Below are 21,843 nucleotides of genomic sequence, written 5' to 3' on the forward strand. Positions count from 1 at the left end.
CGCTACATCAGCTCATGCCATGTTTTGCCCTAACACGACTGTTGCACGCCCATAAATAGCAAGTGTAGCGGTATTAGGAACAGCTATTTAGCTAGCGCTTTATTCAAAAAAACAAGTTTCATCACCTTATTATTAGTACTATCAAAGGAGTCTAGTTATGACTATGCAGGTTGGTATTTTTATTTTTGATAATGTTGAAGTGCTCGACTTTACAGGCCCGTACGAAGTTTTCACCTGTGCTTCAAGAGTTAACCAGGGTGAAAACCCGCTATTTAATGTTTTTACAGTGGGTGAGACGTTAAAACCAATTCATGCCAGGGCAGGACTTAAAATTGATCCTGATTTCTCACTGGAAAATCATCCTGAGATTGATTGTCTGATTATTCCAGGTGGAGTCGTTAGTGCTGAACTCAATAAAAAAAACGTGATTGAATGGATAGCTAAGCAGTCGTTAAACACGAAAATCACTGCATCAGTATGTACTGGAGCATTCTTACTTGCGGCGGCTGGAGTTTTAGAGGGGAAATCAGCCACTACACACTGGGAAGATATTGCTGATCTGCGCGCAATGTTTCCCGAACTTTCTGTTAAAGAAGGGCTTCGTTGGGTAGATGAAGGAGCTACTGTTTCTTCGGCAGGCATTTCAGCAGGAATAGATATGAGTTTACATTTGATCGAACGGCTCAAAAACAGAGATCTTGCTTTGAGAACGGCTAAACAACTTGAGTTTGATTGGACTGAGAACAGAGCATCTTAGTAGTTAATTTTTGCCCTGTCGATGAACTATCTGATTGGCAGGGAACTTTCCATTCAAACAGCTATATCTAATTTATAGATAAAGCATAGCGATAATAATTTGTTATATGCATCTGACAAGTATGCATACGTATAGCCTATCCAAAAAAATGCATTAAACACTTTAAAAAACGGTGAACTCAGTGAAAATTTTTTTTCTTGAAATAGTTCGTGCTATAGCAGAGTTACACTCATTTTCTGAAACGGCAGCAGTGCTTAATTGCAGCCAGTCCAACATTAGTTACGCGGTCAGTGAGGTTGAAAAGTATTTTGGCAAGAAAATATTCCTGCGTAATCGGCGCGGTTGCCAGCCTACAACAGAAGGGGCGACTATAGTAAAAAAAATATCTAATATAATCGACATTATAGAAACTATAAAAAAAATGAGATTGTGGGCTGTGTAAAGATTATCCATACATTATCACTGAGCCCGATTCTGATGAAAAGAATTATCGATTTGATTTGGCGATTAGCGCCAGGAGTGCAAACTGAATGGCTCCAGTGCCCCACCACGGATGATGCGCTTGATGCGTTAAAAAGGAACCGTTCAGATATCATCATTACTCAACTTGAACCTCATTCTCATGATTACGTTGAGTATCTCCATTGGTATGACGATTATCGACTGGTCACAGGTGTGAATGATAGTCATGAGCCGCTAAGAAAAGGCGATACAAAACGATATCTGGCTTATATCCATGCGGGTCAGGAATTTTTGCAAACTCATTCTGTACATCAGAAACTACCAGCCCATAAAACTTTTATGGGTGATGTTTCAGCCATCATCGAACTCGTTACTGCAGGCGGGTGCTGTTCAATATTGCCGAGCAGTATTTTGCCATTGCAAGATGATAAGATCAGGGCCGCTCCTCTAGAACCGCCTTGTTCAAGACGTATAGCGGTAATTGCGCCGTCCAGTTCCTTACTGTCAGGAGCTGCCCGTACGACTATAGAGTGTTTAAAAAAATGCCATCTTCAGCCGTTCTTTCATACATCTAGCAACAGTGAGTAAATTGTTTGGCGGGGTAACCCCGCCATTTTAAAGACTCTGTCGCATTAACGGCAACAAGTCATCAAAAGTGGCGTTGTTGGTTATTTAAGCAGCCAACAGATAAAATTGTTCAGCAGGCAACAATTCATTGCCAGCTGGATGATGAACGTAGCAGGGGTCAGTTTGGATATCCAAACTGACCCCTGCTACAACGCCTTGCGCCAAGGAGTACTGGCATTAATACGCTCAGGCAATATCAGTGATATCATCCGGGCATCTTATTCTCGCCTGTTGGTTGATGAATACCAGGATTGCATCATGCATCATGCTTCAGCATGAGCTTGTTAATACGTTGGCAGAAATACTCCCTACTATAGTTTTCGGTGATCCCATGCAGTGCATTTTTAGTTTCAGCGGCGCTATGACCGATTGGGAGCGCGAGGTAATGACCTGTTTCCCTCTACTGAATACGCTTCAGACTCCATGGCGCTGGAACAATGCCGGAACTCATGCTTTGGGGAACTGGCTGCTCGAAAACCGGGAAGCTCTTCTCAAGGGCCAAAATATCAGTCTTGACTCCAGTCCAGCGCATGTAACTTACCGTCACCTGAGCGGAGTTGCATTAACCGATATACAGATGCAACAGCAGGATTTTTACAGGCTGATACGCCATGATGGAGGCGGCTCAGTGCTTGTTCCAGGAGACTCGAGAAGACCGTCCGCACGACATGCGTTCGCGCCTAAGCTTAATGGCCTCGATGTTGTTGAACCGGTTGAGCTCAGGGATGTACTCCGCATGGCTGCGTCCCTTGATGCTGCAGTGAATGGAACACAGTTAAGTGTGCTGCTCCACGCAGCAGGTGAGATGATGACAAACGTTGAGATTCCCATGACAATAAGCCATATTTCTACACTTCTTGCCGGACGGAACAGGACGTCCCTACCGCAGTTGAAGTGGAGTTCCTGAATCTGTCCTGGGCACCATCACGTCAGACCATATTCACCGCGCTCTGCTCACTGCAACACAAACCGGGTGTGAAAGTGTACTGTCAGGGTGCCTGTCGTGCTCTGAAAGACACTATGTCCCTCGCAGTGAGCAGCCCTGAAAAAAGCATTTCAGAATGTGCGGGGATAATACGTGTACAGCGCAGATGTCATGGCGATCAACCAATCCCATCAAGGGCTATTGGCTCAACCTTACTCCTTAAAGGACTAGAATGCTATCATGCCATCATACTTGATGCAGGTTGCATGAGTGCAAATGATCTATATGTAGCGCTTTCCCGTGGGGCCAAATCCATTACCGTTTTTTCTGGCTCAGCAATTTATCAACGCTAATTGTAAGCGCTGTTTCCTGCGCCGATGACTACACATCTTCGTTCAGTCTGGCCAGCGCAAGCGCCACCAGGGAGCACCACGCCAGATGGCGCTATTTTTCTGTCAGCGTCACTGCGTGTCCTTCTTCCTTTACATTCCCGGATAGGCATACATAATTCCGGCATGTTTCAACCGCAAAGGAGGTTGGCAGTCATATAAAATAAAGCAATTATTATTTTTTTGACTGACACGATGATCTTCCTTATTTAATCGGGTAAAGAAATAAAGATACGCTCACTGTCACATATTTTTATTATCTTTTTTGTTTTATCTTTATTCCAATGACAACGGCCAGAAAAAATGATTGCTGCTCCTTCGAGACTTTCAGTATCTGATATATTGAATTTTTCAAGAATGATCTCACGCAGACTGCCTAACGGTATTCCTACATCTCTGCACTCAGCAGGATTAAACCATTCAATATCATTATTTGAGTTATATAGAGTTCCCCAATAAAATCTATGTGCATTTTTAGTCATCGGTTCTGCATCGGGAAATTTCACAAATAAATTTTTGGCTTTATATTTATATTTACCTATCGGGATAATTGTGTCAGACGTCGCTAACCCTGTCCCTCTGATTAAGCTATGCAGTATTTTTTCAAGTGAGACTTTTGGGACTCGCTTTTGTTCTGACTTTATGGAGTGCACTTTTTTGTTACTAGTCTGGGTTATATCCGAAACACCGCTGATGCCAGACGCTTCGTTTCCTGCTGAAGAAGTTCTGTCAGAATCGTAACTGATTTCTATCGTATCAGACTCGGCAATAATCTGTTTAACTTCAGTCGCATTCCCGACCTCCCTTTGTCGTTGGGATGAAGGTGTGGGTTCCCTACAGGTACAGTATCGGGACCCAAAGCAGGCCTTTTTTCCATCAACACTTTTCTTCCTGTAAAATGCCTGTTTACGGCAATCAGGGCATACCAAAGAATATCGTAATTTTTCAATGTCGCTGTCAGGTAATTTTTGAAAATCGAGAATAGAGTAAAACTTATCGCTACCACCAAATGTACAAATAATATCAAACATAGTAAAAAAGGCCTCCTGTTACAGTTTATTTCCGGGATATCAAAAGCCACCTCAAAATAATATCTTGCTTTACCTTTCTTGTCTGTCTCAGCACATGGCCCAGGCATAATGCTTTTCTGCATAACTGTGCAGCCGGTAAAAGTTTTGTTCGTCACTACCGATAAAAATACCGTTCTCCATTATCCCCTCCGCCAGTCGTTGTGTATAGGTGCGACGCCTCATCCAGTTCAGCCCGACTTCCCCATGCTCCCTGCTGCTTACGCCAGTTCAGCCGCACTGATTTCAGCAGACGACACATCTGCTGATAGATGAAGTAACAGGCCACCACGTTGCTCGCATCGCCAACAAAAACCACGTCACTGGCCGGCCGCATCATTTCATTCCACAGGTACACATCGAAACAACCCAGCATCATGGCCACCCGCTTTGCCACTACTCCCCCATACCAGTAATACGCGGTGCGGGGAATGTTCAGCCGGCGACTTTCAGCAATGTTGCCGGTATGAAATGACAGCAGATCAAATTCGGTCAGTTCACTGACCAGTGCTTCCAGAACCCTATGCCAGACGTTCGTCTCACTGATTTCAGACAGCATAGTAAAATGGCGACTGACCGTACTGGCAATCAGCTGCTCCGGCACGACTGCGCCAAAAACGGCTGGAGGAGATAGTTTACGACACAGCTCCTCCCGCTCTACCAGGGAGTTCAGCATAGTATCGGGCGTTACGATCTGTGAAGTGGCCAGCGACGCAACACGCTCACGCAGGTCGTCAGAGAGGAACACTCCGGCACCGGCAGCAACGGCTGACGGTATCCTGACACGGCGTGAAACGGGTTTGTATATCTCGCCGGTTTCAGGTCTGATTTTTAGTTCGGCCTTCAGCCAACGGCTGAGTTCCTGGGGCAGAATATCAGGATTATCTTTCAGAAATCGCGCAAGGTTTCCCCTGGCTGTTCCGTATACACTGTCAATGTAGTCGCTCTACTGCATAACGATATCCACAAAAGTGTTTATAAACACAAACGTTTATATCATGCCCTTACCGGACTGGCGAGCAGTGCGCAGCCTGTCTTTTCAATGCCGCATCGCGGCGTTGAAAAGACAGCGGGTATTAACTATAACTCTGCTGGTAACTGGCGCCGATAGCCCGGCGTAGCCGGTTCCGGTTTGATAGGTTTCACCATTCCACCCCCCCTCCCTGCAAAGCTAAACCCGCTAAAAGTAGCGTAGGTGCTTCATTACGCGGTCGGAGTAGTTCCCAATAAGCCTTTGGCGCAGGCGGGCCGTGAGGGCCGCTTACGAGCGTGTTCGAATGACTTGCCGCGACATGACTTCCAGCGACTCAAAATTTTAGTTACAACACCCATTATAAAGCCACTCTGTTCCGGCCCTCTGGCCCGGGGAGGCGAGGCTTTGCAGTGGGACAGGTTTTTCCCAAGTGCTGATATGTATATTATGAAGAAGCGACCCTGCGGCTGCTGTTTAGTCTGCGAGGGGCTGTCAGCAGCAGTCACAGGGAGGAGTATCTCAGACTTGATATCGAGAGGGCCGGGTGGATTACTGGAAGCGATGGTCTGTTTAAGGCACGTTCTGATGAAATCGCTGACAGGAGTGATCCCGATCTTTCGGGATTGCTGAAGGAAGTATATGAAGCTTTCAGTAACAACAGGGATACGTGAGGGGTGAAACCCCGCTATTCATGGCCTGGAAGGTTACCGTTCAGTATCCAGCGAGGACTGTTGTTCGTGATTACCCGGAAGATAAAAAAGTTCGGCGTCGCGAAGGCGGCTAAAACTGCTTGTTGTCGACAGGGCAGGCCTCATCTCCAGTCTGGAGAACAGCGCTTTGGGCCAGAACGGACGGGGGCAATCCGGTTAATAGCAGCACGTTGTCCATCCAGACACTGCGTAACACATCGCGCCGCTATGATATGCGATTTTTATGATCGCCCGATGCTGTTTAAGCGTTCCATCACTTCAGGCGTGAGTTTTAACTCTTTGCTCGCCAGGTTCTGCTTCAGGTGTTCCGGTGATGAGGTACCCGGAATCAGCAAAATGTTTGGCGAACGTTGCAGCAGCCACGCCAGCGCCACCTGTAACGGCGTGGCGTTGAGCCCTTTGGCTACGTCGGTTAGCTGATCTGACTGCAACGGAGAAAAACCGCCGAGCGGGAAGAACGGCACGTAGGGGATCCCTTGCGCTGCCAGCTGGTCGAGCAGCGTATCATCCTGCCGATTAGCCAGATTGTAGAGGTTCTGTACGCAGGCGATCGGCGTCATCGCCTGTGCGTCGGCTACCTGTTTAGCGGTAACGTTGCTTAGCCCGATGTGACGAATCAGACCGCGCTCTTTCAGTTTGATCATTGCCTCAACCTGAGGCTCCAGCGAACCCTCCTTCGGCCGATGCACATCCAGCATCGAGCGCAGATTCACTACTTCCATCACATCAAGTCCGAGATTGCGCAGGTTATCTTCAACCGCTTGCGTCAGCGCTTCCGGGGTAAACGCGGGTAACCAGCCGCCTTTCTCGTCGCGGCGCGCACCCACTTTAGTCACGATCACCAGATCGTTGGCGTAAGGATGCAGCGCTTTTTTAATCAGCTGGTTGGTAATGTGCGGACCATAAAAATCGCTGGTATCAATGTGATTAATGCCCGCGGCAATGGCCTCGCGCAGCACCTGTAAAGCACGCGCCTCGTCTGCCGGAGGACCAAATACGCCCGGCCCCGCTAACTGCATAGCGCCATAACCGAGTCGTGCAACGGTGCGTTGGCCAAGGGGGTAAGTCAATGCTGGATGAGACATGGAAAGCTCCTTCGTCAGTGTGTGGTGGAATTGTAATCGTTCCATCACTATGCAACTATCCAGGTAAATCGGGACACAGTGTACGAGGTGGCGAACAATGGCACTGGATATTGCATTGCTACACACGGTAGTGGCGGTGGCAAAAGCAGGCGGCTTTCGCGAAGCGGCGCGCATGACCGGCAGCAATCCATCACGCATTAGTGATGCGGTGCGCCGCGCAGAAGAGCAGCTTGGCGTACGGCTGTTTAATCGCACCACGCGTACCGTGGCATTAACCGAAGCTGGCAGGGCGCTGATGTCACGGTTGCTACCGGCGATGGACGAAGTGGATGCTGCCCTTGATGCACTGAATAATTTCCGCGACACCCCGGGCGGTACCTTACGTTTAAATGTACCGGTGAGCGCCGCGCGAATTGTGTTACCGGCGATTGTGCCGGGATTCCTGCAACGCTTTCCCGATATTCAGCTGGAAGTGGTGGCGGAAAGTAATGTGCAGGATGTGTTCCGCGATAGCTGCGATGCCGGGATTCGTTACGACGATCATCTGGAACAGGATATGGTGGCGCTGCCGATAGGCCCGCGTAGACAGCGCTTTGCCTTAGCGGCGGCTCCTGCTTATCTGGCGCAGTTTGGCACGCCGCAACATCCGCGCGACCTGATGCAGCATCGGTGCTTGCACGGACGCTATGCAACGGGCGTGATAGCGGAATGGGAATTTACCCGTGGCGAGGAAACCGTAAGTTTGCAGCCAAAAGGCCCGTTGTTATGCAGCATCGGCGCGACGATGGAGCTGACGGTAGAAGCGGCGATTGCCGGCTGCGGCGTAGTATATCTGTTTGAGGATTGGATCAAGCCGGCGCTGAGTAACGGCAACCTGCAACCGATTTTGCCGGAGTGGTGGCAAAGCTTCTCCGGCCTGTGGCTCTATTACAACACTCGCCGTCTGATCCCGACACCGCTGCAGGTGTTTTTAGATTATGTGCGTGAGCTGAATGTACAGTATTGCGCGCCATCGGAGGTGCTAAATTTGTAGCGGCGCGATTTATCGCGCATAACGTGGAATTCAGAGGACGCAATGCGCTTAAATTCGACGTTGTAATTTTCCCCGTTGCTTCATACAGTTAATTCACCCTACCCAAAAGCGGAAAAGATAATGATTAGAGTGGAGATGCTGTCAACGGGCGATGAAGTGCTGCACGGCCAGATTGTAGACAGCAACGCGGCCTGGCTGGCAGAGGTGCTGTTTCAGAACGGCCTGCCCATGACCAGCCGCCAGACCGTTGGCGACGATATCAACGAGCTGGTTACCGTGCTGACCGAACGCAGCAAGGTCGCCGATGTGCTGATTGTTAACGGCGGACTGGGGCCGACCAGCGACGATCTCAGCGCCCAGGCAGCGGCAAAAGCGGCGGGCGTGCCGCTGGTGATGCAGGAGGCGTGGCTGGCAAAAATGGAAGCCTTCTTTGCCGGGCGGGGGCGTAAAATGGCGGACAGCAACCGCAAGCAGGCTGAAATTCCTGCCGGGGCGGAAATGCTGGATAACCCGGTCGGCACTGCCTGCGGCTTCGCCATGCAGCTAAACCGCTGCTGGATCTTCTTTACGCCCGGCGTGCCCTCCGAATACAAGGTGATGGTGGAACAGCAGATCCTGCCCCGTCTGAAAGCGCGATTTTCCCTACCGGAACCGCCGGTCTGCCTGCGTATGACCACCTTTGGACGCGGTGAGAGCGACCTGGCCTCGGAGATCGAGCCGCTGCCGCTGCCGGAAGGCGTGGTGATGGGCTATCGCGCGTCCATGCCGATCATTGAGCTTAAGCTGAACGGCCCGGCCTCGAAACTGGCCGAAATGGAGCAGTTCTGGCAGCAGGTTCGCGACATTGTCGGCGAGAGTGTGATATTCGAGGGGACTGAAATTCTGCCGGAACAGGTGTCCCGCCGTCTGAAGGAGCAGAATTTACGTCTGGCGGTAAGCGAACAGTTTACCGCCGGGCTGCTGCAGTGGCAGCTGGCCTCCGCGGCTGCGCCACTGATGGCAGGGAACGTTCTGCCTGCGCGCAGTGAAACCCTGTCCGATATTGTCGCGCGCGGTAGCCAGCTTGCCCGTGGTACGGGGGCCGATCTCGCCCTGGTGGTCGGAGGGATGGAAGAGGGCATACTGGCTTTTGCGCTACACACGCCGGAAGGAAGCTGGGGCCAGACGGTAAAATTCAACGTTAACCGACACGGGCTCAAAGCCCGGCAGGACGTGGCGGCGATGATGGCGCTGAATATGCTGCGCCGCTGGATGAACGGCACGGAGGTGACTACGGGACACGGCTGGATTGACGTGGTCGGGACGCTAAAAGCCTGACGCGAAGCCTGATAATAACCGGCTCTGGCGGCCTGGGTCGCAACAGCCGGTTTATATCTCGATTTCGATATCGCCTTTGGCAAGGCAGCAGCAGGGGAGGATCTCGCCTTCCTGAACAAATGCCAGCGGCGTGGCAGCATAGCACACTTCACCTTTCAGCAGCCGGGTGCGGCAGGAGCCACAGTAGCCTTCCCGGCACTGATATTCCACGCGGATTTGATGAAACTCCAGCGCGTCCAGCAGCGAGCGATGCTCATCCTGGCAGTGCAGCTGCGTACCTGAGGTACGCAGCGTAATGATCGTTCCCGCCATTTTACAGCTGGAAGTCGTCGAAGTCGTTTGCGCCGACTTCAGAGTCGATCTGACCGACGAGGTAAGAGCTGACTTCCACTTCCTGTGGTGCCACCTGCACGTTGTCCGATACCAGCCAGGAGTTAATCCAGGGGATGGGGTTTGAACGGGTCTTAAATGGCAGATCCAGACCGACCGCCTGCATGCGGATATTGGTGATGTACTCAATATACTGCCACAGGATATCTTTGTTAAGACCGATCATGGAACCGTCGCGGAACAGATATTCTGCCCACTCTTTTTCCTGCTGGGCAGCCAGCACAAACAGGTCATAGCACTCCTGACGGCATTCGCGCGCGATATCAGCCATCTCAGGATCGTCTTCACCGCTGCGCAGCAGGTTGAGCATATGCTGCGTGCCGGTCAGATGCAGCGCTTCGTCACGGGCGATCAGGCGGATGATTTTGGCGTTGCCTTCCATCAGTTCGCGCTCGGCGAAGGCGAAAGAACAGGCAAAGCTGACGTAAAAGCGAATGGCTTCCAGCGCGTTAACGCTCATCAGGCAGATATAGAGCTGCTTTTTCAGCGCCCGCAGGCTGACGGTGATCGACTTACCGTTAACCTGGTGAGTCCCTTCGCCCAGCAGATGCCAGTAGTTGGTCATTTCAATCAGATCGTCGTAGTACGAGGAAATATCCTTCGCGCGCGACAGGATCTGCTCATTGGTCACGATGTCATCAAACACAATGGCCGGATCGTTAACAATGTTACGGATAATGTGGGTATATGAGCGAGAGTGGATCGTTTCGGAAAACGCCCAGGTCTCGATCCACGTCTCCAGTTCAGGAATGGAGATCAGCGGCAGAAGCGCCACGTTAGGGCTTCTTCCCTGGATTGAATCCAGCAGCGTCTGATACTTCAGGTTGCTGATGAAGATATGCTTTTCGTGATCCGGCAGCCCCTGATAGTCAATGCGATCACGCGATACGTCGACCTCTTCAGGACGCCAGAAGAAGCTGAGCTGTTTTTCAATCAGCTTTTCAAAAATGTCATATTTCTGCTGGTCATAGCGGGCGACGTTAACCGGCTGGCCGAAAAACATCGGTTCATCCAGCTGATTGTTTTTATTCTGCGAGAACGTAGTGTAAGCCATTAGCATCTGTCCATCGTACGCGGGCCGATAAAACCAGCCCGTGAGAAGAGAAGAGGGGGGGACAGGCTGCCCTGCCCCAGGGTTAACGATTAAATCTTGCAGGCACCGCTCTCGCAGCCGTCATCCTGAATGGAAGGGGCCAGATCGTCCTGCGCATCTTCCGCACCGTCGCGGGTGTTTTGATAATAAAGCGTCTTCACACCAAATTTGTAGGCGGTCAGCAGATCTTTCAGCAGCTGCTTCATCGGTACGCGACCATTAGCAAAGCGCGTAGGGTCGTAGTTGGTGTTGGACGAAATTGCCTGGTCGATAAACTTCTGCATCAGGCCGACCAGCTGCAAATAACCGTCGTTGTTCGGCATATCCCACAGCAGCTCGTAGCTGTCTTTCAGGCGCTCATACTCCGGCACCACCTGACGCAAAATGCCATCTTTGGACGCTTTAATGCTGATATGTCCGCGCGGCGGCTCAATACCGTTGGTGGCGTTAGAAATCTGCGATGAGGTTTCAGACGGCATCAGGGCAGAGAGCGTGGAGTTACGCAGACCGTGGGTTTTGATCTCTTCGCGCAGGGTTTCCCAGTCCAGGTGCAGCGGCTCGTTACCGATCGCATCCAGATCTTTTTTGTAGGTATCGATCGGCAAAATGCCCTGAGAGTAGGTGGTTTCATTAAACCACGGGCAGGCACCTTGCTCTTTTGCCAGATTGTTTGACGCCTTAAGCAGGTAGTACTGAATAGCTTCAAAGGTTTTGTGCGTCAGGTTGTTGGCGCTGCCGTCGGAGTAGCGTACGCCGTGCTTAGCCAGATAGTAAGCGTAGTTGATGACGCCAATACCCAGCGTACGGCGGCCCATCGCGCCCCGTTTTGCCGCCGGGATCGGGTAGTCCTGATAGTCCAGCAGGGCGTCCAGCGCGCGCACCGCCAGCGTGGCCAGCTCTTCCAAATCGTCCAGGCTCTCAATCGCGCCCAGGTTAAAGGCAGAGAGCGTACAGAGGGCGATTTCGCCATCTTCGTCATTAACGTCCCTCATTGGCCTGGTCGGCAGGGCGATCTCCAGGCAGAGATTAGACTGACGTACCGGCGCAATGCTGGGATCGAACGGGCTGTGAGTATTGCAGTGGTCAACGTTCTGAATATAGATACGGCCCGTTGAGGCACGCTCCTGCATCATCAGCGAAAACAGCTCGACGGCCTTAATCTTCTGCTTACGAATGCTGTCATCCTGCTCATATTTGGTATACAGCCGCTCGAATTCGTCCTGACTGGCGAAAAAGGCATCGTACAGGCCAGGCACGTCGGACGGGCTGAACAGGGTGATATCCTCGCCCTTCAGCAGGCGCTGGTACATCAGCTTATTGATCTGTACACCATAGTCCATATGACGTACGCGGTTACCCTCTACGCCCCGGTTGTTTTTCAGCACCAGCAGGCTTTCCACTTCCAGATGCCACATAGGATAGAAGAGGGTGGCCGCGCCGCCGCGAACGCCGCCCTGCGAGCAGGACTTAACGGCGGTCTGGAAGTGCTTATAGAAAGGAATACAGCCGGTATGGAAGGCTTCTCCCCCGCGGATCGGGCTGCCCAGGGCGCGAATACGGCCGGCGTTGATGCCGATACCGGCGCGCTGAGAGACATATTTCACAATCGCGCTGGAGGTGGCATTGATGGAATCCAGGCTGTCGCCGCATTCGATCAGTACGCAGGAGCTGAACTGACGGGTCGGCGTACGTACGCCGGACATAATCGGCGTCGGTAGTGAAATTTTGAAGGTCGAGATGGCGTCGTAGAAGCGCTTAACGTAGTCCAGGCGCGTCTCGCGCGGGTAGCCGGAGAACAGGCAGGCGGCGACCAGGATATAAAGGAACTGCGCGCTTTCGTAGATGTCACCGCTGACGCGGTTCTGCACCAGATATTTGCCTTCCAGCTGCTTCACCGCGGCATAGGAGAAATTCATATCGCGCCAGTGGTCGATAAAACCGTCCATCTGCCCGAACTCTTCCAGGCTGTAGTCTTCCAGCAGGTGGCGGTCATACTTGCCGAGATCGACCATGCGCTTCACCTGGTCATAAAGCGTTGGCGGCTCAAACTGGCCGTACGCTTTCTTACGCAGGTGGAAAATTGCCAGGCGCGCGGCCATATACTGATAGTCGGGCGCATCGCGGGAGATCAGATCCGCCGCAGACTTGATAATCGTTTCATGAATATCAGAGGTCCTGATCCCTTCATAGAACTGGATGTGGCAGCGCAGTTCAACCTGCGAAACGGAGACGTTTTGCAACCCTTCGGCAGCCCAGTCAAGCACGCGGTGGATTTTATCAAGATTGATGCGTTCTTTGCGGCCGTCGCGTTTGGTGACAAGCAGACTCTGATTCATGTCGCGTAGTTATCCTGTCCGTAAGTCGAAAGTATCCCCCGGTTATACACAGCATCTTCAGATGTGAGTAACTCTGTGGATAAACACTATATATAGGGGGTTGGGGAAGTATTTGTATCAATATGGTGAGTATTTTAGATATTTATCCGCGCTTAACAAGGCTTGATTTTACCGCCATTTTACTGTTCAGAGGGGGGTATTTTTCCTAAGTCCTCGTTTATCAAGGCGTGCCGCTATGTCAACAGATTGATCTTTTTTTTTGTTATTTGATCGGAAGCGGGTTTCCTGTTCAGTTGAGAAATGACAGAGGTAACTTTGAGTGAAAACCGCTCGCTCGCGCCAGTCTGATTTTTGTTCGTCGCGGCCCTGGCGGTAAAAAAACAGGTTTTTAACCGGTCCGTTTTGGCAAACAATGCTATTGCCTCTGGTCAACGGCGGCATTATAAATGCCGCCAGTCGCCAGTCGCCAGTCGCCAGTCGCCAGTCGCCAGTCGCCATGCATGGCGTGGCTGAGCGCAGGAGGTATTAACCTGCAAGGCAGTGCGTATGCACCATATAGTTAACGTCAACGCCGGGAGCGAGCTTAAAGCTGTTGGTCAGCGGATTATAGTGCAGCCCAATGATATGACGCTCGCGCAGCGGCGTTTCATCGACCCAGTTCAGCAGTTCGGCCGGGCGAATAAATTTCTTAATGTCATGGGTGCCGCGCGGCACCATACGCAGAACGTACTCGGCACCCACAATCGCCATCAGCCAGGACTTGCTGTTACGGTTTAGCGTAGAGAAAAAAACTTCGCCGCCGGGTTTGACCAGCTTCGCGCAGGCGTGAACCACCGAGCGCGGGTCGGGTACATGCTCCAGCATCTCCATGCAGGTCACCACGTCATACTGCCCGGCGAACTCATCAGCGTGCTCTTCCACAGTCTGCTGAACGTAATCCACCTTAACGCCGCTTTCCAGCGCATGCAGACGGGCGATCGCCAGTGGTTCCGCGCCCATATCCAGCCCGGTCACCTCCGCACCCTCGCGCGCCATGCTTTCTGCCAGGATGCCGCCGCCGCAGCCCACGTCCAGTACCTTCTTACCGAACAGGCCGTCGCTGTGCTGAGCAATATAGCCGAGACGCAGCGGGTTAATGCGGTGTAGAGGTTTGAATTCTCCCTCCAGGTCCCACCAGCGCGACGCTACCGCTTCAAATTTGGCAATTTCTTTCTGATCCACATTCGCCGTGGCGGTGTTCTGTTCTGCCTTCATTACCTGGTCCCTCCCTTCAATGTTTGCCGCAAGTATATACCCTTCATCCCGCAAGTTGCAGCGGAGTTGCCTGCGCCCACCCGGTCCGTTTACCCGGCAGATGAAATAGTCAACGCATCACGCCTTGGCCCTGCCTGCCGTGGCCGGTCGGAGGCGACAGCAGCCCGTTTCACGGAGAATCAGGAATGGGCGGCGTTAAAGCGTCCAAATCGACGCTTTCCGTTCACCACCAGGGCTAAAGGTGATATACTTTCGCACCTTAGAATCCGGGTATAACGTAGAGGGATAGCGGCTCCATGAGCGATCTAGCCAGAGAAATCACACCGGTTAATATCGAGGAAGAATTAAAGAACTCTTACCTTGATTATGCCATGTCGGTCATCGTTGGCCGTGCCTTGCCAGACGTTCGCGATGGCCTGAAACCAGTACACCGTCGTGTGCTCTACGCCATGAACGTGCTGGGTAATGACTGGAATAAAGCCTATAAAAAATCTGCCCGTGTCGTCGGCGACGTTATTGGTAAATATCACCCTCACGGTGACAGCGCCGTTTACGACACCATTGTGCGTATGGCGCAGCCGTTTTCACTCCGCTATATGCTGGTCGACGGACAGGGTAACTTTGGTTCCGTAGATGGCGACTCCGCCGCTGCAATGCGTTATACCGAAGTGCGCATGTCTAAAATTGCCCATGAGCTGCTGTCGGATCTGGAAAAAGAGACCGTCGACTTCGTGCCAAACTATGACGGCACCGAGCAGATCCCGGCCGTCATGCCGACCAAAATCCCTAACCTGCTGATTAACGGCGCGTCCGGTATCGCGGTGGGGATGGCAACGAACATTCCGCCGCACAACCTGACCGAAGTGATCAACGGCTGTCTGGCCTATATTGATGATGAAAACATCAGCGTTGAAGGCCTGATGACGCATATTCCCGGCCCGGACTTCCCTACTGCCGCGATCATTAACGGTCGTCGTGGCATTGAAGAAGCCTATCGCACCGGACGCGGCAAAATTTACATCCGCGCCCGTGGCGAAGTGGAAGTGGATGCGAAAACCAACCGCGAGACCATCATCATTCACGAAATTCCTTATCAGGTGAACAAAGCTCGCCTGATCGAGAAGATCGCGGAGCTGGTGAAAGAGAAGCGCCTGGAAGGCATCAGCGCGCTGCGTGACGAATCCGATAAGGACGGTATGCGTATCGTCATTGAGGTGAAGCGTGACGCTGTGGGCGAAGTCGTGCTGAACAATCTCTACTCGCTGACCCAGCTACAGACCTCCTTCGGTATTAATATGGTGGCGCTACATCAGGGCCAGCCAAAAATTATGCCGCTGAAGGACATTCTGGAAGCCTTCGTTCGCCACCGCCGTGAAGTGGTGACGCGCCGCACTATTTTTGAGCTGCGTAAAGCCCGCGACCGTGCGCACATTCTTGAAGCGCTGGCCATTGCGCTGGCGAATATCGATCCGATCATTGAGCTAATCCGTCAGGCCTCTTCACCGGCTGAAGCGAAAGCGGGCCTGGTGGCGCGTCCATGGGATCTGGGTAACGTCTCGGCAATGCTGGAGCGGGCTGGCGATAACGCTGCCCGTCCCGAGTGGCTGGAAGATGAGTTCGGTATTCGCGACGGCCAGTACTACCTGACCGAGCAGCAGGCACAGGCAATTCTGGATCTGCGTCTGCAGAAGCTGACCGGCCTTGAGCATGAGAAGCTGCTGGACGAGTACAAAGAGCTGCTGATGCAGATCGCCGAACTGCTGCGTATTCTGGAAAGCTCAGAGCGCCTGATGGAAGTGATCCGCGAGGAGCTGGAGCTGATCCGCGATCAGTTCGGTGACAAGCGCCGCACTGAAATCACTGAAAACAGCGCCGACATCAATATTGAAGACCTGATCAACCAGGAAGACGTGGTGGTCACCCTGTCCCACCAGGGCTATGTGAAGTATCAGCCGCTGACCGACTATGAAGCGCAGCGTCGCGGTGGTAAGGGCAAGTCGGCCGCACGTATAAAAGAAGAAGACTTTATCGATCGCCTGCTGGTGGCCAACACCCATGACACTATCCTGTGCTTCTCCAGCCGGGGCCGTCTCTACTGGATGAAGGTCTATCAGCTGCCGGAAGCCAGCCGTGGCGCGCGTGGACGTCCAATCGTCAACCTGCTGCCGCTGGAAGCGAATGAACGTATCACCGCCATTCTGCCGGTGCGCGAGTACGCCGAAGGCTGGAATATCTTTATGGCCACCGCCAGCGGTACCGTGAAGAAAACGGCGCTAACGGAATTCAGCCGCCCACGCAGCGCCGGTATCATTGCGGTCAATCTGCGTGATGATGACGAGCTGATTGGCGTAGCGCTGACGAACGGTAGCGATGAAGCCATGCTCTTCTCCGCCGCCGGTAAAGTCGTGCGCTTTGCTGAGAATGCGGTGCGGGCGATGGGCCGTACGGCTTCGGGCGTGCGCGGGATTAAACTGTCGGAAGGCGATCGCGTGGTATCACTGATTGTGCCGCGTGACGACGGCGCAATCATGACGGTCACGCAGAACGGCTACGGTAAGCGTACTGCCAACAGCGAATATCCGACCAAGTCCCGTGCGACGCAGGGGGTTATCTCCATCAAAGTTACCGAGCGTAACGGACCGGTGATTGGTGCGGTACAGGTTGTCGATAGCGATCAGATCATGATGATTACCGATGCCGGTACGCTGGTGCGTACGCGCGTTTCTGAAGTAAGCGTGGTCGGGCGTAACACCCAGGGTGTTATCCTGATCCGTACCGCTGAAGATGAGAACGTGGTTGGATTGCAGCGCGTAGCCGAGCCGGTTGCTGAAGAAGAGCTGGACGCCATCGACGGCAGCGCCGCGGAAGGGGATGATGATATTGCTCCGGAAGTGGACAGCGAAGATGATGCGCCAGAAGGTGACGACGAGGAATAACGCCTCACCGCATTGTAAAGCGTCATACGGAAAAGCCGGTTCAGTTGAACCGGCTTTTTTTTATTTACGGTTACCGGGCAAGGTGATTACGTTTAATGCGTCATCAATGAAGGCTTACTGCGACCTTCTATTAACGCCATGAAGACAAGGTACACAGGCTATCGCCTGTCCCAGCCACCGTTGTAAAGGGAGAAACCCTTTTCCCGTGCCGACAAAGCGGAGGGCAATGCCTGAATGTGTAAATATTTTGTGAAATAAAGCTTAATTTCAGGTTCAGTTGACGCACGGTGCGGTCGAATGAAGCGATTTAATGTTAATTCATTTAACGCAGGAGTTAATTTTCCATCAGTAATAGTTAATTTAAAGTACATGTCAGAATAAAAAACTTAATATTTTAACTCTTCAAGTTATTATTCCGTTAAATATGAAATATCAGTATATTGATCTGGCAAGAGAGGGGTTCTCTCTTCGGTACAGCGAATAATATCGCTCAAGGCTACCGTCACTAACTCAAGGACTAATTATGCTCAACGTCAGGATCAAAACCGCCATTATTGTGCTATCCACTGCCATGTCCGCTTCATCTTTCGCTGATGATCCCGCGGTCACTGCACCGACCGGTACTGACCAGGGTTCAGGTCGTATTCATTTCACCGGCACGGTAATTAATGCGCCCTGCTCAATTGCGGCCGGTGATGAAGACATTAATGTTGATATGGGACAAATTGCTAATAAGGTGCTGGAAACCGGCAATAAATATTCGCAAAACGTTAACTACGTTATTCACCTGCAGGATTGCAGCCTGAGTGCGCAGACGGCGGGTAGCGTACAGTATCCCGCGATGTCTAAGGTGGCGGTGACCTTTACCGGTACACCGGACGGCAGCAAGACTGACCTGCTGGCAAACACCGGTAGCGCTCAGGGGGCGGGTATCCGCCTGATCGATGCCAATGGCTCCCTGCTGAAGGTCGGTGATACTTCCGCCGAAATTCCACTGGCCAACGGCAACAACGAGCTTATGTTCGCCGCGCGGGTGGAAGCCAATAGCCAGCCCGTGTCCACAGGTACCCTCGTATCGCAGGCGACCTACGCCCTGAACTATAAATAGCTTCTTTTAAGGGGAGGGAACTCCCCTTTATTTCATCATTTTATCCACGAGCTACACCGGGTTTTCAGAGAATTATAAGAAGCGACTCTATTATGTTGTTTGCACCAGGACGAACATCAACAATAGCCAGAATAGTGGCAGGGCTTGTTATTTATCTTACCGGGAGCCTGCCGACTTTTTGCGCCAGGGCTGTAGAATTTAATCTTAATTTTGTCGATTCCAGCGATCGGAAGAATATTGATTTATCGCGCTTTCAGACAGCTAACTATATCGCGCCAGGGGAATACCTGGTGGATCTGTTGTTGAATGGTCGAATGGTCAGCGATCGCCTGCTGGTTAACTTTATCCCTGAGGGGGAAGACAAAAACAGTCGGGTCTGTTTGCCGCCCGATCTGGTTCAACGTTTTGACCTGACCCCAGAGGCCGCTGCGCGCCTGACGCTCTGGCATCAGGGACAGTGCTCCTCGCTGGATCAGCAAAAAGAGGTCACTACGCGCTACGATCGTGAGAAACAAACCCTCAATATTATTATACCGCAGGCCTGGCTAACCTTTCATGATGAAAACTGGGTGCCACCTTCACAGTGGGATGAAGGGGTAAATGGCGCATTACTCGACTATAACCTTTTCGCCAGCACCTACCAGCCGCACCGCGGTGCAAGCTCATCCAGCATCAGCAGCTATGGTACGGCGGGATTCAACGTCGGACCCTGGCGCGCAAGGGCGGACTATCAGTACCAGGCGTCGCGCCCATCCGACGCGGCATCACGCGGCAAACTGAGCTGGAACCAGACTTACCTTTATCGCGCGCTTCCGGCGCTGGGGGCCAGGCTGACCGCCGGTCAGACTAACTTCAGTTCGGATATTTTTGAATCATTTCGCTTTGCCGGCGTCACGCTTAACAGCGACACGCGGATGCTGCCGCCCACACTGCGCGGCTATGCGCCCCAGGTCACGGGAATTGCCAAAACTAACGCGAAGGTTAGCATCAGCCAGAATGGCCGCATCATTTACCAGACCAACGTTTCGCCTGGACCCTTTGTCATTCAGGACCTTACCGAGGCGGTACAGGGCACGCTGGACGTTGAAATTACCGGGGAGGACGGCAGCGTTACGCGCTATCAGGTGACGACCGCCAGCCTGCCTTTTCTCACCCGTAAAGGCCAGATTCGCTATAAAAGCGCCATGGGTAAACCCGCCAGCGGCAGCAGTAATCACGTGATACAGCCCGGTTTTTTTAGTGGCGAAATGTCGTGGGGGGCATTAAATAACCTGTCGCTTTATGGCGGCCTAATCGCCACCACCGGCAGCTATCAGGCGCTGGCAATGGGGATTGGTCAGAATCTGGAAGATTTTGGCGCCGTCTCGGTGGATGCCACCCGTTCATCGGCCACTTTGCCCCGGGCCGGTAAAGAGACCGGCATGAGCTATCGCGTGAACTACTCCAAACGCTTTGAACGTACCGGTAGCCAGGTCACTTTTGCTGGTTACCGTTATGCAGACCGAACGTTTATGTCTCTCGGGCAATATCTCGACAAGGTTAACGGCAGCGGCTACTCCCGGGATGATAAGCAGACCTACACCCTCAGCGCCAATCAGTACCTGCCCTGGCCCGCGATCACGCTCTTTCTCTCGGCTACGCATAACGTCTACTGGAACGCCAGTTCGGGCAATAACTACAGCCTGTCGGTGAGCAAAATTTTTGATATCGGGTCCCTGAGAGGCGTGTCCGCCACCCTGTCGGCCAGCAAGCTGCGCTATCAAACAACGGATGAGAACCAGATGTTTCTCTCACTCAGCCTGCCAGTCTCTGCCGGGCAGCAGGTGAACTACGACGCGCAGCAGGATCGGCGAAATGGTTTCTCGCAGACGGCCTCCTGGTACAACAGCCAGGATCCTAATAACAGCTGGCGCGTCGGCGTCGGTGGCAGCAGTCCCGATCTGCAACAGGGCAGAGGCGTTTTCCGCGCCAACTATCAGCATATGTCGCCCTGGGGCCAGCTGGGTCTGAACGGCAGCGTGAAAGATGATGACTATCGCTCGCTCAATGCTAACTGGTACGGATCGTTCACGGCGACCGCCGCCGGGGCCGCCCTGCATCAGAGCAGCGCCGGAAGCGAACCGCGAATGATGATCGCGACGGGGGTGCCGGGTATTCCCGTCAGCAGCGGGGCATCGGTCACTAACCGTTACGGCATTGCCGTGGTGAATGGCTTATCCAGCTACCAGACCGCTGATATACGCATTGATGTCAACCATCTGCCGGATGACGTGGAGGTTTATAACACAGTGGTAAGTAAGACGCTGACGGAAGGGGCCATCGGGCTGCGCCAGGTTCGGGCAGTCAAAGGGGAGCGCATGCTGGCGGTGATCCGTAGGTCTGACGGCAGTTATCCACCGCTGGGTGCCACGGTAATGGATAACAGCTCCGGCCTGGAAGCGGGCCTGATCGGCGACGGCGGACTGGTCTGGCTTTCCGGGATATCGGGTGAAAAATCCCTGACGGTACAGTGGGGAGACGGGCAGCAGTGCAGGATCCAGGTCCCCAGGCAGCGGACAGAACCGGGGACACAGCTCCTGCTGCCCTGTGTAAAAACGCAATAACGCAAAATCAGTTAAGGAAAAAGCGTGAAATATAATCAAACACTCTGCAGTGCCTTTTGCCTCTTAGCCGCCAGCCTCGCAGCGCCCGCTATGGGGGCACTGAATCTGGACCGCACGCGAATTATCTACAATGCCAGTGATAAATCAATCAGCGTTATGGTGGAAAACCAGAGCAAGGAGTTGCCCTATCTGGCCCAGGTCTGGCTGGAAAATGCACAGGGAGAAAAAATCACTTCACCGCTGGTGGCACTGCCGCCGATGCAGCGCATTGATGCCGGACAGAAGAGCCAGATTCGCGTGCTACAGCTACCGGCCACCGCCGCGCTGCCTGCGGATCGCGAGTCGCTGTTTTACTTTAACGTGCGCGAAGTCCCGCCCAAAAGCGACTTGCCCAACGTTATGCAGGTGGCTATCCAGAGCCGGGTAAAGCTGTTTTATCGTCCCACTCAGCTGCTAAAGCAGGTTCGGGACCACTGGCAGGAGCAGCTGCAGGTAAGTCGCATTGAGAACGGGCTCAGGCTGGTCAACCCCACGCCGTTCTACATTACCCTCGGCTACCTCGGAAAAGATAATAAGGGCAACGTGCCGGGCTTCGACAGCCTGATGCTGGCACCATTCGCCACGAAAACATTAACGGGCAGCGGCTGTGTCAGTCATCAGTACAGCATTGGTTATATGGATGACTACGGTGGCCTACAGGTTAACCCGTATCACTGCGACACCACTCTCTGCCAGCGGGTAACGAAAAATCAGGACCCGCAGAAACGATAAATTTTCA

The 21,843-nt window shown here is 52.7% G+C and carries 18 protein-coding genes; 10 read left to right on the plus strand and 8 right to left on the minus strand.

Going from position 1 to position 21,843, the window contains the following annotated elements:
- The first annotated feature begins 157 nt into the window (after positions 1 to 157).
- From ACLRGG_RS08345 to ACLRGG_RS08360, 4 genes are all read left to right on the plus strand, one after another.
- Entirely contained in the window at positions 158 to 757 is a 600-nt protein-coding gene (locus ACLRGG_RS08345) for a DJ-1/PfpI family protein (RefSeq protein ID WP_067705657.1), read from the plus strand.
- 181 nt (positions 758 to 938) lie between these two features.
- On the plus strand, positions 939 to 1,199 hold the full coding sequence (locus ACLRGG_RS08350; protein WP_416249279.1) for a LysR family transcriptional regulator: 261 nt from the start codon (positions 939 to 941) through the stop codon (positions 1,197 to 1,199).
- 35 nt (positions 1,200 to 1,234) lie between these two features.
- Positions 1,235 to 1,807 (plus strand): LysR substrate-binding domain-containing protein, encoded by a 573-nt coding sequence (locus ACLRGG_RS08355; protein ID WP_503369231.1) that lies wholly within the window; start codon positions 1,235 to 1,237, stop codon positions 1,805 to 1,807.
- A 304-nt stretch (positions 1,808 to 2,111) separates the two neighbouring features.
- Positions 2,112 to 2,753 carry a hypothetical protein gene (locus ACLRGG_RS08360; RefSeq protein ID WP_416249281.1) on the plus strand — a complete coding sequence of 214 codons (642 nt, stop codon included), beginning with the start codon at positions 2,112 to 2,114 and terminating at the stop codon, positions 2,751 to 2,753.
- A 616-nt stretch (positions 2,754 to 3,369) separates the two neighbouring features.
- Here ACLRGG_RS08360 and ACLRGG_RS08365 read toward each other — a convergent pair.
- The 3 genes from ACLRGG_RS08365 to ACLRGG_RS08375 all read right to left on the minus strand — a co-directional run bounded on the left by ACLRGG_RS08365 (position 3,370) and on the right by ACLRGG_RS08375 (position 6,995).
- Positions 3,370 to 4,191, minus strand: a complete 822-nt coding sequence (locus tag ACLRGG_RS08365; protein WP_416249282.1) for a hypothetical protein — start codon at positions 4,189 to 4,191, stop codon at positions 3,370 to 3,372.
- A 154-nt stretch (positions 4,192 to 4,345) separates the two neighbouring features.
- The gene (locus tag ACLRGG_RS08370) at positions 4,346 to 4,975 is read right to left on the minus strand and encodes a hypothetical protein (RefSeq protein ID WP_416249283.1); all 630 of its coding nucleotides are present in this window, start codon (positions 4,973 to 4,975) and stop codon (positions 4,346 to 4,348) included.
- A 1,156-nt stretch (positions 4,976 to 6,131) separates the two neighbouring features.
- Complete coding sequence (locus ACLRGG_RS08375; RefSeq protein WP_416249284.1) at positions 6,132 to 6,995, minus strand: aldo/keto reductase family oxidoreductase; 864 nt, start codon at positions 6,993 to 6,995, stop codon at positions 6,132 to 6,134.
- 97 nt (positions 6,996 to 7,092) lie between these two features.
- On the opposite strand from ACLRGG_RS08375, the gene ACLRGG_RS08380 reads away from it, so the two are divergent.
- Together ACLRGG_RS08380 and ACLRGG_RS08385 are read left to right on the plus strand one after the other, a co-directional pair.
- Positions 7,093 to 8,028, plus strand: a complete 936-nt coding sequence (locus ACLRGG_RS08380) for a LysR family transcriptional regulator (protein WP_416249285.1) — start codon at positions 7,093 to 7,095, stop codon at positions 8,026 to 8,028.
- 120 nt (positions 8,029 to 8,148) lie between these two features.
- Positions 8,149 to 9,345, plus strand: coding sequence for a nicotinamide mononucleotide deamidase-related protein YfaY (locus ACLRGG_RS08385; RefSeq protein WP_416249286.1), 1,197 nt, complete (start codon positions 8,149 to 8,151; stop codon positions 9,343 to 9,345).
- Between the two features lie 51 nt (positions 9,346 to 9,396).
- Here the strand turns inward: ACLRGG_RS08385 and yfaE are convergent, their stop codons facing one another.
- The 5 genes from yfaE to ubiG all read right to left on the minus strand — a co-directional run bounded on the left by yfaE (position 9,397) and on the right by ubiG (position 14,418).
- Entirely contained in the window at positions 9,397 to 9,657 is a 261-nt protein-coding gene (gene yfaE / locus ACLRGG_RS08390) for a class I ribonucleotide reductase maintenance protein YfaE (RefSeq protein WP_416249287.1), read from the minus strand.
- 1 nt (position 9,658) lies between these two features.
- Positions 9,659 to 10,789, minus strand: coding sequence for a class Ia ribonucleoside-diphosphate reductase subunit beta (nrdB, locus tag ACLRGG_RS08395; protein WP_067705644.1), 1,131 nt, complete (start codon positions 10,787 to 10,789; stop codon positions 9,659 to 9,661).
- A gap of 89 nt (positions 10,790 to 10,878) precedes the next feature.
- Positions 10,879 to 13,164: a class 1a ribonucleoside-diphosphate reductase subunit alpha gene (nrdA, locus tag ACLRGG_RS08400; protein WP_416249288.1), complete on the minus strand. Its 2,286-nt coding sequence runs from the start codon at positions 13,162 to 13,164 to the stop codon at positions 10,879 to 10,881.
- A gap of 186 nt (positions 13,165 to 13,350) precedes the next feature.
- Entirely contained in the window at positions 13,351 to 13,662 is a 312-nt protein-coding gene (locus ACLRGG_RS08405) for a hypothetical protein (RefSeq protein WP_416249289.1), read from the minus strand.
- A 27-nt stretch (positions 13,663 to 13,689) separates the two neighbouring features.
- Positions 13,690 to 14,418 (minus strand): bifunctional 2-polyprenyl-6-hydroxyphenol methylase/3-demethylubiquinol 3-O-methyltransferase UbiG, encoded by a 729-nt coding sequence (ubiG, locus tag ACLRGG_RS08410; protein WP_416249290.1) that lies wholly within the window; start codon positions 14,416 to 14,418, stop codon positions 13,690 to 13,692.
- A gap of 296 nt (positions 14,419 to 14,714) precedes the next feature.
- Between ubiG and gyrA the strand changes: the two genes are divergently transcribed.
- The 4 genes from gyrA to ACLRGG_RS08430 all read left to right on the plus strand — a co-directional run bounded on the left by gyrA (position 14,715) and on the right by ACLRGG_RS08430 (position 21,836).
- A complete protein-coding gene (gene gyrA / locus ACLRGG_RS08415) occupies positions 14,715 to 17,354 on the plus strand; it encodes a DNA topoisomerase (ATP-hydrolyzing) subunit A (protein ID WP_416249291.1) in 2,640 nt (879 codons plus the stop codon).
- Positions 17,355 to 17,877: 523 nt separating this feature from the next.
- Positions 17,878 to 18,462: a fimbrial protein gene (locus ACLRGG_RS08420; RefSeq protein WP_416249292.1), complete on the plus strand. Its 585-nt coding sequence runs from the start codon at positions 17,878 to 17,880 to the stop codon at positions 18,460 to 18,462.
- Positions 18,463 to 18,554: 92 nt separating this feature from the next.
- Positions 18,555 to 21,065, plus strand: coding sequence for a fimbria/pilus outer membrane usher protein (locus tag ACLRGG_RS08425; RefSeq protein ID WP_416249293.1), 2,511 nt, complete (start codon positions 18,555 to 18,557; stop codon positions 21,063 to 21,065).
- A 24-nt stretch (positions 21,066 to 21,089) separates the two neighbouring features.
- On the plus strand, positions 21,090 to 21,836 hold the full coding sequence (locus ACLRGG_RS08430) for a fimbrial biogenesis chaperone (protein ID WP_416249294.1): 747 nt from the start codon (positions 21,090 to 21,092) through the stop codon (positions 21,834 to 21,836).
- Positions 21,837 to 21,843 lie beyond the last annotated feature (7 nt).

Origin of the sequence: Erwinia sp. PPS120, from assembly GCF_047918655.1 — a bacterium.
Classification (GTDB): Bacteria; Pseudomonadota; Gammaproteobacteria; order Enterobacterales; family Enterobacteriaceae; genus Erwinia; species Erwinia tasmaniensis_A.